We start from the raw sequence: 13177 nt of genomic DNA on the forward strand, positions 1-13177 counted from the left end.
GAGGAGATCTTTCCGTTATTTAAACCGTTTGAATAACTCAAAGGAGGTATGGAATTTGCAAAGAAAAGCTATCCTTTTAGTCGCATTGGTTTTGGCTTTGACCCTATGGGCAATGCCGGCGTTGGGAGCTTACAAGTTTGAGCAGCTTCCCAGCGGTAAATTCCTGGTCACCTTTACATATCAAACTGCGGCCAGTGAAGTTTACCTGGTGGGGCAGTTTAACGACTGGAATACTAAAGATCCTAACTACAAGATGACAAAGAATGCCGACGGTGTTTATGAGATAACCATTGAGTTGGCGAAGGGCGTTTACGAGTATAAATTCTTCGCCGACGGCGAATGGAAGTCGGACCCGGATAACCCGGTCACGGTTCCACCTTTTGGCAACTCCGTGGCGACGATCTCGGCCGGGAGCCTCAAAGGTGAAGTTGCCATCAAAGGCGAGATGAACAACGAGTTTAAACAGGTCGATAAAGGGGCCATCGCCTTTAACAATGACCTGAAGCTTCAATTGGAAGGTACGTTGCAGGAAGTTAATGACGATCAAGCAACCGACCGTTTCCAGTATATGACGGAATTCATGGTCGAAAACAAGGTCAAAAACGTGGAAGATCCCTTTAGCTACCAATCCTTGTATACTCCGGGTAATCTTTATGTGAATAAGTTTAACCTCACACTGCTCCAGAAATATGCCAACACCTCGCTCCAGGGGAACATTAACGACGATGTCAACTCCTTTGATTATCTGGGGCTTGTCGACGTGACAACTAGTAAGGACGACCGGGATAACTACAATATCAATGATACCGGCGACAGCCTCCGGCTCAGAATTACCCCGGGGAGCGGTGTTTCAAACGGTTGGGATTACAATCTGACTTTGGCGAAGTACGCCTATGATATTACCAAATCTTCTACCTCTTCGGTCAAGAAATACTATACTGGCCTCAACCTGAAGAAAGACTTCACCCACTACCTGACCGGTGCGAAGGTAGGTGAGGTTGGTTTCACGGGTTTTGCCTACCAACCGGTTGTGCTCGGTGAAGCAAAAGACATCGCTTTGACCGGTGCGGTCTTTGGTTCTTGGGAACCCTTTGACAACTTCACCGTCCGTGCCGAGTATGCCCATGTGCCGACTGGTGATATCAGCGAAAGTCTCACCGGGGCGTATGACTACAATGATCAATATTGGAAGTTTGTCTTTAATGCCTATGAGTATCCTGACATTGCAGATATTAAACCCATCAGTGAAATTGAAGAAGTCCACGTGGTTGGCGCTTTCAACGAAGGTGCAGCTGCTGGCGCTTGGGATCCGGCGGATAAATCATATGCGATGACTCAAGTTGCCGATGGAATTTGGGAAATCTTAATTCCAAAGACTGATATTAATGCAAACGCTGGTTATAAGTTCATCTTTGATGCCGATTCATGGGATGCCGGTCATGAATGTGGGCAAAACGGACACGTTGGTTCCGGTGGTTCCGACTTGTATGTAGGACAGGTCGCGGAAGATATTCCGATTAAACAGGACGCTCAGGCGTATATGGCCGAGGTTAACTACCGCATCTTTGACCCGCGGCGGAGCTTCCAGCTTGGCAGCGAAGCCTATAAATTCGATGTGACTGTTGGGTACAAAGCCCTGCAGAATGGTGCTTATTTGCCGATTGCGGTGAATGATCTGTACAAAATGAGAGGTACCGGCTTCAACAAAGCCTATCTGAGCACCTATTACTATCCGCTGAACAACGACCTTAAGCTGACTTTCGACAGTTACTATCAAACCTACTATGAAGATTGGGATAAGTTTGGCTATGGTGCTAACCTTGGCTTTGACTTCCCGGCGCCGGTCAGCTTCCTGGCTTACGTTAAAGGTAATGTCGAAAGACACGACTTTAAGAAAGCTGAAGGCTGGATCTATGGTGATGAGAACATTATTAAAGACAATAACGTTCGGGAATACAACCGGTTATTCCTTGAAGCGAAAACCAACCCGTATGGCTGGGTGAACTACTTCACCGGTAATGTCCAGTACACCAACAAGATTGCGGATAAAGATTTAGTCAAACTCTTTGCCGAGGCCGAACTCTTATTCCCGATCGAGCAGATTGCTTACCTGAAGGGTAACATCGACTACGTCCTTGGTGATCCGCAAATGGCCGAAGGAGAAGAGAGACTGCCCAGATTCTGGGTGGAAGGTAAAGTCCATCACCTGCCGGTAGTCCAAGACTATATCACCCACATCCTGGTCAACTACGAGTACGACAAGGGCGAAATTAAAGACCATAGCTGGTACGGCGACGATGATAACGATTGGGACCAGCGGATCTACGGCGAGACCAAGTTTGTCCTGCCGCAGCTGCCCGGCTTCGAAGTAAAGGTTTCGGGTGAATCCCGGAAGCTCGAAGAGAATAAATACCCTGCCGATCAGAAAGTAGATAAAGACTCCCAATATTACGTCGCTAGGGAAAGAGCTTTCATTGACTGGTACACCTTCATGACGATCGGTGCTGGGTACGAGTTCCCATTCGGCCTCCGGATCGACGCGAGCTTGAAGTACGATCTGAACCACAACGAGATTCACAAGTACGAAGATGACGCCATTAAAGTCGAGTTGACTCAGCCTATCGGTGAATACTCGACCTTGAAGGCTAGCTACAACGCGAAACATCCGGACCACAGCTCTAAAGAATGCATCAGCCTGAAGCTGCAAACCCTGTTCTAAAAATGAAAAGTGAATAGGGGGTATTTACCCCCTATTCACCAATATCTAATTTAAGGAGGGAATGTTTGTGAAGAAAACGGTCGTTTACTTACTCATCACAGCCCTTCTGTTTTCCTTGACCGGTTGTATCGGCTTGAGTAAGAAACATGGTTTTGGTGAGTTGATCATTTTGGGAGATAACCTGACAAGGGAAGCAGACCCTGAGCAGGGTGAAACAGAACCCCAACCGGTAGATGCAGAAGATGTTACTGTAACTATTGGCAGTGATACCAAGAAATTAGGCGAAAAATTTGTCTTAAGAGCAGGTACTTATAATGCCAAAATTAAAGCTGGTAGCTATGCTGGTGAGCTGAAAGTAACGGTTGTAGTTAACAAAACTACGACCTTGAAACCTAAACTTACCTTGGCTAAGTTGCAGTTTAATGCCTGGAAGTTTATCTTTGATCCGGAATACTGGAAAGTTACGGTTGAAGAAAAAGTCCATCTGGTCGGGAATTTCCCCCTTGCTGAATGGGATACGACTGGTAAATATTACCCGTTAATTAAACAAGAGGACGATACCTGGTCAGCAATTTTCCCAGCACCAGAAGGTACAATGTTTAAATTCATTTATGACTCGGACGATTGGGGTAATGATATCGGACCTAATCCCGAAGAGCCAATGGAAAACTTCTTGGTAGGCGTACATGATGTTGCTCAGCCGGTACTTGCTTGGAAGTTTACCTTTGATCCTTCCACGGTTGATGGGTTAGATGAAGCACTTGGAGATAAAGAAATAGAATCCGTATCTGTAGTAGGTTCGTTTGGTGAAAAACAATGGGGAGATGCTATACCCTACCACAAACTTGTGAAACAAGAAGAACAAGAAGATGGTACCTGGGTAGGTTACTTTGAGGCAGATAAAGGTACATACTTTAAATTTGTTGTAAATGGTGATATTTGGATTGGTACCGCTGGGATCGGCAGTTTTGACGATAACTATCTGTTGGATGAAATTCCTGGTATTGCAACTCAGAAATTTTAAGATTTAAAAAGATCGGTACTCCCTGGGTTTAGGCCTGGGGAGTACCGATGTAAAAATTTTAGGCTATAAATGGCCAACCCAAAGCAGACAAACCGAAAGGGGGAGCAAGGATGCGCAATAACCGATGGAAGAAAGGAGTACTGGCTCTGCTACTGGTCGTTGTTCTGGTCTTGAGTGGCCAGATCTTTGCGGAAGGGGACAGGTACCCGACGCCGGAAGAGCAGAACCCCCTGATTTTACAAGCATTTTACTGGGAAATGGGCACGGGACAATATGCCCGTGAGTATCCAGAAGAAAAAGATCTGTGGCAGCTTTTGGCGAAGCGCGCACCGGAATTTGCGGATTTGGGAATTACTGCTTTATGGTTGCCCCCGGCGGGGAAAGGTATCAGTCGCTATGATGTGGGGTACGGTGTTTACGACCCCTGGGATTTGGGGGAATTTGACCAGAAAGGCACCATACGGACAAAATACGGGACTAAAAATGAATTGTTGCAGGCGATTGAGGCATTGCATCGTAACGGGATCAGTGTGTATTACGATGTAGTGTTAAATCACCGGATGGGTGCAGACGGGGTCGAGAATGTACCTTTGCCCGGCGGTGGTACCCTGAGAGCTTATACCCTCTTTTCCGGGATGAAGGGCCGGCTGAAGTATTATGACAAGGCAAAAAAATGGAAATGGAACTGGCAATGTTTCGACGCCATTGATACCGATGCCAGTGGCCGTTACGTCGGGGCAACCCTATTTGCCGGAAAGGCCTGGGATAACTCCATGGATAAAGACTACCTGCTCGGGTGTGATGTGGATTACGAGAACAAGAAGGTTGTTGAAGAAACCATTGCCTGGGGTAAATGGCTGGTCAATGAAATTGGGGTCGACGGGTTCCGGCTTGATGCGGTTAAACATATTGATACGGATTTTGTCAAACGCTGGTTGGAAGAGGTATTGGCCAGTACCGACAAGAAACTTTTTGTCGTGGCTGAAGCTTGGTTTAACGATGTAATGGGCCTTCAGCTTTACGCGATGCAGTTCGGCGGAGTTGATATTAAGTTTTTCGACTTTCCACTTCGGAGGCAGTTCGAACTGCTGAGGGATGGGCGCTTGAATATGGCGGGGTTGGCCCGGGCCGGTTTTGTGAGCAGACGGCCAGACCAGGCGGTCACTTTTGTGGATAATCATGATACCTTCCGGGATGGCTTGGAACAACCGGCACCGATTTTCAACCGTAAGTGCCAGGCCTATGCCTATATTTTAACCAGGGAAAGCGGTTACCCGACCGTCTTCTGGCGGGATTTGTACAATAACAATATCCGCGCCGAGATGGAGAAGATTATCCGGGCGCGTAAACACTTCGCCTACGGACCCGGTTATGAAGGCGAGGCCAAAGACCCAAATGTCTATGCCTATGTCCGGGCGGGTTTGGCCGAGGTCCCGGGGACCGGTTTGGTCCTGATGATCAGTGCCGGGGAAAGCGGCGAGGTCAGTGTTGAACGGATCAATGCCCGCCAGCCGAACCAGGTGTTTTACGATTTCACCGGCAACATCAAGGCCGAAGTCACGACCGACGAGGAAGGCTACGGCGATTTCATGGTGATGAACAGTCCGGACAAGGGTTGGTCCATCTGGGTGCCGAAAAATTAACGTTAGTGCATATGATTTGCCACGGTTTACCAATAAATTTTTTCAAATAAAAACTAAAAAACCAATAAGGAGGAGATTTAGTTGGTGAAGAACAAAAAGGTTATGCTCCTGGCGCTTCTTTTGGGTCTGGTTGCCTTGATCGCCCCGACCATCAGCCTGAGCGCCACCAAACTGGTTGTTTGGGAAAGCTCCGGCCCGGAGGAGGACTGGGTACGCAAGATGGGCGAGCTCTACTACAAGGAGACGGGGGTCCAGGTCGAAGTCCATCCGGTTGACCAGTTGGCGCAGTCGGATAAATTGGCGTTGGACGGCCCGGCCGGGAAAGGTGCCGACATTGTAGTCTGGCCCCACGACAAACTCGGGACCACTATTGAGCAGGGCCTGCTTTGGCCGTTGCCCGAAGAGAAGCTTGACCTTTCGAAATTCACACCGTCTGCGGTGGAAGCCATGCGCTACCAGGGTAAACTCTATGGTCTGCCCTATGCGATGGAGGCTCTGGCGCTGGTTTATAATCCGGATCTGCTGCCCACGGTTCCGGAGACCTTCGATGAGTTGCTCGAGATCGCGAAGAAATTCAACGACCCCAAGAAAAACCAATGGGGCTTCATGTTTGACATGTTTGATTTCTATTATGCCTATGGCTTCTTTGGCGGATACGGTGCTTATGTCTTCAAAAACACCCCCAACGGTTTAGACCCCGATGATATTGGGTTGGCCAATGCGGGCGCGGTTCAAGCGGTGAAATTCTTGAAAGAATTACGCGATTCCGGGTTAATTCCGGAAGGAACCACGAAAGACGTTTATCAAGGGCTCTTCATCGAAGGCCGGTTGATGGCGCACATTAATGGTCCTTGGGCTTACGCACAATTTGAGGAAGCCGGCGCCAAGTATGCGGTTGCTCCGCTACCGAAACTAAGAAACGGTAAATATCCGCAGACCTTTATCGGGGTGAAAGGTTACTACATAAGTGCCTTTAGTAACCAAAAGGAAGAAGCCTTGAAGTTCATCCAATGGTTAACCAGTAAAGAAAACAGCTTCAAACACTATCAGGATACAAGTATCATTCCCAGCCGGGAAGATGTGTTGAGTATGCCTGAGTTCCAGCAGAACAAGACGATCCAAGCCTTTGCGATCCAAGCTACCCGCAGCATTCCCATGCCGAACATTCCGGAGATGCGCGAGGTTTGGGATCCGATGGCCAATGCAATTACTTTTGTTTTGCGGAACAACCAAAAACCGGAGGAAGTTCTTCCGATTTGTGTTGAGCAGATTAAAGAAGGCATCGCGATGATGAAACGGTAAAGGCAGTGGGAAGGATTGGCCTCGTCTAAAAGGTGAGGCCAATCTTCCCTTAATTTACCAAGAGAGGTGAATGGACTTGGAAATGCAGCGCAACCCAATCGAAGGAATGGGATCCAACATTGGTCGATACACATCTGCCTTATTGTCAACCATTTACATGGGGGCTGGGCAAATTGCCAATGGGCAATGGCTAAAAGGCGTTTTCCTTATCCTTTTTGAGACTTTTGTGCTGATCCCCAGTATTCCCCTGCTCCTTAAAAATCTAAAGGGTTTAATTACGCTAGGCGAGACTCCCATGGTCGATCATTCTTTGTTTATGATGATCTATGGGATTCTGGCTGCGGTTGCCACCGTCTTTTTTATCGTGTTTTACATCGTGAACATTCGCGATGCTTATATACATGGCATCGTTTTGGAAAGAGGCGGAAAGCGCAAAGGGTGGAAGGAATCCCTGCGCAGTATGATCGATACGGGTTTCCCCTATCTGATTTTGGCCCCGGGTATCCTTTGTATTATCTTTTTTACGTTCTTACCCATGGCGTTCAACATTATGATTGCCTTTACCGATTACGATTTGTATCATTCGCCCCCGCGGCATATTCTAAATTGGGTCGGGTTTAAGAACTTCGTTGAGTTTTTAACGACCGCTTCCTGGGCAAGAACCTTTAAAGAGGTTGTAACCTGGACAGTTCTCTGGGCGACATTGTCCACGCTCACCACATACCTGTTGGGTATGATTATGGCGCTGATTCTCAACAATCCGCGGATTAAGTTCAGTAAGATTTTCCGGACCATTTTGATTTTACCTTATGCCATTCCCTCATTTGTTAGCCTTTTAATCTGGAAAGGAATGCTCAACACCAACTTTGGGCTCATTAATCATTTTTTGACGAGTGTATTTAACATAGAGCCGATTCCGTGGTTGGAAAATGTATTTTGGACACGTTTTGCTTTGATCTTGGTTAACTTATGGTTGGGGTTCCCGTATAGTATGATGATGATCACCGGGATCCTGCAGGGTTTACCCAATGAACTTTACGAAGCGGCTACGGTGGATGGGGCGACCGGTTTTCAAAAATTCCGTTATATTACTTTACCGTTAGTCATGTTTTCGGCAGCACCGTTAGTGATTATGAGTTTTGCCTATAACTTCAACAACTTTAACGTGATCTTCCTCTTGAATGACGGGCTCCCGGCAGTATTCGGCCTGCAAGGTAAAGCCGGCGGCAGTGACATTTTGATTTCTTGGGTCTATAAACTGACCTTCCAGTCGTTAAAGTTTAATTATGCAGCAGCGATGTCCCTGATTATCTTCCTTGTGATTGTCGGCTTCAGTATTTACAACTATACACGGACCAGATCCTTTAGAGAGGAGGAAATGTTGCGGTGACCATAAACCAACGTATGAGAGAAAGTATCAGCCTGGGTGTTTCGTATCTGATCATCTTCATTATGATCCTGTTCGTCCTTTTTCCGGTTATCTGGACGTTTGTCTCCTCTCTAAATCCGGGAGATAACCTGTATACCAGTGAGATGTCGTTTATACCCAAGAATCCAAGTTGGCGCCATTATAACAAATTGTTCAAAGAAACCAATTTTACCCTGTGGTACAGGAATACCCTGAAGGTGGCGGTGGCTACTTCAGTCCTGACGGTGATTTTGGTTACTTTTACCGCATACGCCTTTTCCCGGTTGGAATTTTACGGAAGAAAAGTGGGTTTAATTGTTATGCTTGGCCTTCAGATGTTTCCGGGGATTATGAATATGGTGGCTATGTACGTTCTCCTAAATCTGATCGGGTTGCTCGATACCCATCTGGGCTTAATCATCATCTATGCCGGTGGGTCCATCCCTTACAACACCTGGCTGATGAAGGGTTACATGGATGGGATCACCAAATCGCTGGAAGAGGCGGCGATTATTGACGGAGCGAGCAAATGGGCGATCATGTGGCGGATCATCTTCCCGTTGATCCTGCCGATGGTTTCGGTTATTGCCATTTTCAGCTTTGTTTCGCCCTTTGGTGATTTCCTCTTTGCCCGCCTTGTCTTGACGACCCCGACTAACTGGACGTTGGCGGTTGGGCTTCATGATTTTATCAATGCCCGGTTCGGCCAACGTTACACCCAGTTTGCGGCCGGGTCGCTCTTGGCGGCGTTACCCATTACCATTCTTTACTTATCGCTTCAGGGATTGCTGATTGGCGGGCTAACAAAAGGTTCCGTCAAAGGTTAATTTATTGCAAAGCCCCTCCTGGTTATTGGGCCGGTTAAACAAGCCGGCCCTTTTTATGGCCTTTGCGAAAAGGGGTGTGGGCGGGCGAAACATGGAGGCAAAAAAGGCTTGACTTTTCGGTCGCGGGTCTTTATACTTAATTGAGTGGTGTAAAGTAAATATACTTGTCAGCAAGGAGGCTCATCGGGATGGACGACGTAGTGCGGATGGGCCTGCTCTATGATTTTTACGGTGGTTTACTGACCACGAAACAGCAGAAGGTCTTTGGCCTGTATTATCTGGAAAACCTCTCCCTTGCCGAAATTGCGGAGGAAGTCGGCACGACCAGGCAGGCTGTGCATGACCTTTTACAGCGGACGGAAAAGCTCCTTGCCGGCTGGGAAAGTAAATTGGGGCTGGTGGAACGCTATTTACAGGAGTTGGACGCGGTACAAGCAGTTAAGCAAGCCGTATACAACCTGGCCGGCGTCCTCCCGGCCGATGACCGGGCGGCGCAGGCCCTGACGCGGGTGCAAAAAGCCTTGAGCCGTCTCATCGCCGTGTTAGAGCTGGAAGCGGAAGGAGAACTGCCGGCCTCAGGGCGGACCATTAGGGAATAAAGGGAGCGGAGAAGAAACGATGGTTTTTTCAGCGCTATCGGAAAAACTCCAGGACACTTTCCGCCGTTTGCGCGGGAAGGGGAAACTGACGGAAAAAGATGTAGATGAAGCCTTGCGCGAGGTTAAGCTAGCCCTGCTGGAGGCCGATGTTAACTTTCGGGTCGTTCGAAATTTTATCAACCGGGTACGGGAGCGGGCCGTCGGTCAGGAAGTGATTAATAGTCTGACCCCTGGACAAATGGTGATCAAGATTGTCCATCAGGAACTGACCGGCATGATGGGGGCGAAAGCGGAAAAGCTCAAGACCAGTGACCGTCCACCCTCCGTATATCTCCTCGCCGGTTTGCAGGGGGCGGGGAAGACAACGACCGCCGGAAAACTCGCCGGTTACCTTCAGAAACAGGGGCGACGACCTTTGCTGGTGGCCGCGGACGTCTACCGGCCGGCGGCGGTGAAGCAACTGGAAGTCCTCGGCGCGCAGCTTTCCGTGCCGGTGTTTAGTGACCCCGGACGGGATCCGGTGGCCATTGCCGCCGCGGCCGTGGAGAAGGCCCGCCAAACCCAACGGGATGTCGTCTTAATCGATACGGCCGGCCGTTTGCATATTGACGAAGAACTCATGGGCGAACTGGCCGCGATCAAAGCAGCGGTCAACCCGGTGGAGATTCTGCTGGTGGTTGATGCCATGACCGGGCAGGATGCGGTTAACGTCGCGCAAAACTTCAATGAACAATTGGGCCTGACCGGTTTGATCCTGACCAAGCTGGATAGTGATACTCGTGGCGGGGCCGCCCTTTCGATCCGGGAGATCACCGGCTGTCCCATCAAATTCGTGGGCAGCGGGGAAAAACTGGACGGGATCGAGGTCTTCCATCCGGAGCGGTTGGCCTCCCGCATTCTGGGGATGGGCGATGTTTTAACCCTGATCGAAAAGGCCGAAGCGACGGTCGAAGCCGAGCAGGCGAAGGCCTTGATGAAAAAGATCCAAAAGGACGAGTTTACGTTGGAGGATTTTTTGGACCAGATGCGCCAGGTGCAGAAGATGGGGCCTTTGGACCAAATCCTTGGGATGCTGCCGGGGCTGAAACCCAAACAGTTGCAAGGTTTTGTTCTTGATGAGAAGAGTATGAAACACATTGAGGCGATTATTCAGTCGATGACGCCGCAGGAACGGCGGACACCGCAGATCATCAACGCCAGCCGGCGGCGGCGGATCGCCCAGGGTTCGGGGCGACCGGTGCAGGAAGTTAACCGTTTGCTCAACCAGTTTGAACAGAGTAAAAAAATGATGAAACAACTGGGTAAAATCGGGAAAGGCGGACTGCCCAGGTTGCCGTTTTGGTAAGGCTTTCAATTAAAATTTAGATTAATCTTTTGGTTAATATTTAAAGCTATACAAAGATATATAAAATTGAGACTAACGTAAGGGGGTGAGAGAAGATGGTTCGGATTCGGTTAACCCGGATGGGGGCAAAAAAACGTCCTTTTTACCGGTTTGTGGTGGCTGATTCCCGTGCACCGCGGGATGGGAGGTTTATTGAGATTATAGGTCATTATAACCCGATCGCCAACCCGACGGAATTAGTGGTGGATAAGGAAAAAGCCTTGTATTGGTTGGGCCAGGGTGCACAACCGTCGGAGCCTGTGAAAAGGTTATTTAAAAAGGCTGGTGTCCTTGGTACCGAGGCGGTCGGGGAGTGAAAGGGTGTGAATTACCTTGAAAGAACTGGTGGAGTTGATCGCCAAATCCTTGGTTGACCACGTGGATGATGTCCAGGTTCGCCGGGAGGATACCGACGACACTATTTTGTTGGAGATTTCGGTCAACAAGGAAGATCTGGGGAAGATCATTGGGCGTAAAGGCCGGGTGATTAAGGCGATCCGGACTTTGGTCTGGGCCAGCGCTCCTGCGGACAAGCGCGTGATGGTGGAATTGGTGGAATGAGCAAAAAGCATCCCCCCTATGATCCCTGGCGCAATCCGCCGCCGGGCATGATCGCGGTTGGTGAGGTTTTGACCACCCAGGGGAACAAAGGGGAAGTCAAGGTTGCTTCTTTCACCGACACCTTTGAACGCTGGTTGGAACTGGAACGGGTCTTCGTCTATACCGACCGTGGTCAGGAGGAGCTCTTCCTGGAGAAGGTCCGCGCCTACAGAGGTTTTGTGGTGGTCAAGTTTCGCGGGATCGACAATATTTCCGCGGGCGAAGCGCTCCGGGGCGGGTTTTTATGGCTGCCGGAAACAGAAAGGCCGCCGCTGCCACCGGACCGGTTTTACATCGACCAGGTCCTTGGGCTGAAGGTCGAGACGATGGCCGGACACCCCCTGGGTACAGTGGCGCAGGTCATGTTTACCGGTGGGAATGATGTTTATGTCATCCGGGGCGGGGAGGCAGGGGAGATTCTCCTTCCGGCCTTAAAGTCTGTAGTCCGTTTTGTTGACCTGGAGGCGGGGATCATGCGGGTGGAGTTACCGCCCGGACTGTTGGATGAGGAAGAGGAAAGATGTTAATCCAGTTTTTAACCTTATTTCCGGAGATGTTTGACGGCCCTTTTGCCCATAGCATGATCAAAAGGGCGCAGGATAATGGGCTGGTTAAACTGGAAACAATTAATTTCCGCGCGTATGCCGAAGACCGCCATGCCACCGTGGATGATACGCCCTACGGGGGCGGGCCGGGGATGATCTTGAAACCGGAACCGATCTTTAAGGCGGTAGAAGCGATTCAGGCGCAAGCGGCCACCAAACCTTATATCATACTTACCACGCCGCAGGGGGAGATCTTTCACCAGCGGATTGCGGTTGAATTAAGTGCCCAGCCCCACTTGGTCTTTATCTGCGGGCACTATGAGGGTTATGACGAACGCATCCGGACGCTGGCCGACCGCGAGTTATCCATCGGTGATTACATCCTGACCGGAGGCGAGCTCCCGGCGATGGTGATGGCTGAAGCGATCATCCGGTTGCTGCCGGGGGTCCTTGGTGACCCGGATGCGGCGAGGCTGGATTCGTTCAGCGGGCCCGAAGGTATCCTTGATTATCCTCAGTACACGAAACCAGCGGATTTTCGCGGTTTAAAGGTCCCCGCGATTCTTCTCTCCGGAGACCACGGAAAAATTGCCCAGTGGCGGCGGGAGCAGGCCCTCCTCCGGACGGCCCGCCGGCGCCCGGATTTACTGGCGCAATTGGCATTGACCGCGAAAGAAAAGGAATTAATCGAAAGTTACCGGCTTGCCCGTGCCGACGGGCAGCCTGATTTTGCGAGTGAAGGGAGGGAATACGATGAACCTGATTGATCTGGTGGAACAGGAACAATTAAAGAAAGATCTTCCGGTCTTCGGCCCCGGCGATACGGTCCGGGTTCACCATAAAGTTGTGGAAGGAGAACGGGAAAGAATTCAGGTCTTTGAAGGTGTTGTGATTGCCCGGGCAAACGGGGGGCTCCGCGAGACTTTTACCGTACGGAAAATTTCCGGCGGGGTTGGGGTGGAAAGGATCTTCCCGGTGCATTCACCAATGATTGCCAAGATTGAAGTGGTGAGAAGAGGAAGGGTTCGCCGGGCGAAACTATACTATCTACGTAAACGTTCGGGTAAAGCGGCACGGATCCGCGAACTGTAAAAGAGAAGGATCACCTTCGGGTGATCCTTTGTGA

The 13177-nt window shown here is 49.8% G+C and carries 13 protein-coding genes; all 13 read left to right on the forward strand.

What is annotated here, in order from left to right; genetic code table 11:
- Nucleotides 1-55: 55 nt before the first annotated feature.
- The 13 genes from G5B42_RS07935 (at nucleotide 56) to rplS (ending at nucleotide 13143) form a co-directional block, all read left to right on the forward strand.
- Nucleotides 56-2719 carry a pullulanase X25 domain-containing protein gene (locus G5B42_RS07935; protein ID WP_181339936.1) on the forward strand — a complete coding sequence of 888 codons (2664 nt, stop codon included), beginning with the start codon at nucleotides 56-58 and terminating at the stop codon, nucleotides 2717-2719.
- Nucleotides 2720-2786: 67 nt separating this feature from the next.
- Complete coding sequence (locus G5B42_RS07940; RefSeq protein WP_181339937.1) at nucleotides 2787-3743, forward strand: hypothetical protein; 957 nt, start codon at nucleotides 2787-2789, stop codon at nucleotides 3741-3743.
- A 110-nt stretch (nucleotides 3744-3853) separates the two neighbouring features.
- On the forward strand, nucleotides 3854-5386 hold the full coding sequence (locus G5B42_RS07945; RefSeq protein WP_181339938.1) for an alpha-amylase: 1533 nt from the start codon (nucleotides 3854-3856) through the stop codon (nucleotides 5384-5386).
- 84 nt (nucleotides 5387-5470) lie between these two features.
- The gene (locus G5B42_RS07950; protein ID WP_181339939.1) at nucleotides 5471-6688 is read left to right on the forward strand and encodes an extracellular solute-binding protein; all 1218 of its coding nucleotides are present in this window, start codon (nucleotides 5471-5473) and stop codon (nucleotides 6686-6688) included.
- Between the two features lie 142 nt (nucleotides 6689-6830).
- Entirely contained in the window at nucleotides 6831-8078 is a 1248-nt protein-coding gene (locus G5B42_RS07955) for a carbohydrate ABC transporter permease (protein WP_231133365.1), read from the forward strand.
- 2 nt (nucleotides 8079-8080) lie between these two features.
- Complete coding sequence (locus tag G5B42_RS07960) at nucleotides 8081-8923, forward strand: sugar ABC transporter permease (RefSeq protein ID WP_181340007.1); 843 nt, start codon at nucleotides 8081-8083, stop codon at nucleotides 8921-8923.
- Between the two features lie 188 nt (nucleotides 8924-9111).
- A complete protein-coding gene (ylxM, locus tag G5B42_RS07965) occupies nucleotides 9112-9522 on the forward strand; it encodes a YlxM family DNA-binding protein (protein WP_181339940.1) in 411 nt (136 codons plus the stop codon).
- Between the two features lie 19 nt (nucleotides 9523-9541).
- Nucleotides 9542-10867 carry a signal recognition particle protein gene (ffh, locus tag G5B42_RS07970; protein WP_181339941.1) on the forward strand — a complete coding sequence of 442 codons (1326 nt, stop codon included), beginning with the start codon at nucleotides 9542-9544 and terminating at the stop codon, nucleotides 10865-10867.
- Between the two features lie 95 nt (nucleotides 10868-10962).
- Nucleotides 10963-11223 (forward strand): 30S ribosomal protein S16, encoded by a 261-nt coding sequence (rpsP, locus tag G5B42_RS07975; protein WP_181339942.1) that lies wholly within the window; start codon nucleotides 10963-10965, stop codon nucleotides 11221-11223.
- A 16-nt stretch (nucleotides 11224-11239) separates the two neighbouring features.
- Nucleotides 11240-11467, forward strand: coding sequence for a KH domain-containing protein (locus G5B42_RS07980; RefSeq protein ID WP_181339943.1), 228 nt, complete (start codon nucleotides 11240-11242; stop codon nucleotides 11465-11467).
- A complete protein-coding gene (rimM, locus tag G5B42_RS07985) occupies nucleotides 11464-12033 on the forward strand; it encodes a ribosome maturation factor RimM (protein WP_181339944.1) in 570 nt (189 codons plus the stop codon). Before G5B42_RS07980 ends, rimM begins: the two co-directional genes overlap by 4 nt.
- Complete coding sequence (trmD, locus tag G5B42_RS07990; protein ID WP_181339945.1) at nucleotides 12027-12818, forward strand: tRNA (guanosine(37)-N1)-methyltransferase TrmD; 792 nt, start codon at nucleotides 12027-12029, stop codon at nucleotides 12816-12818. The genes rimM and trmD overlap by 7 nt, the downstream gene beginning before the upstream one ends.
- A complete protein-coding gene (gene rplS, locus G5B42_RS07995) occupies nucleotides 12805-13143 on the forward strand; it encodes a 50S ribosomal protein L19 (RefSeq protein WP_181339946.1) in 339 nt (112 codons plus the stop codon). The genes trmD and rplS overlap by 14 nt, the downstream gene beginning before the upstream one ends.
- Nucleotides 13144-13177: the final 34 nt, after the last annotated feature.

Source organism: Capillibacterium thermochitinicola (assembly GCF_013664685.1).
Taxonomy (GTDB): Bacteria; Bacillota; UBA4882; order UBA10575; family UBA10575; genus Capillibacterium; species Capillibacterium thermochitinicola.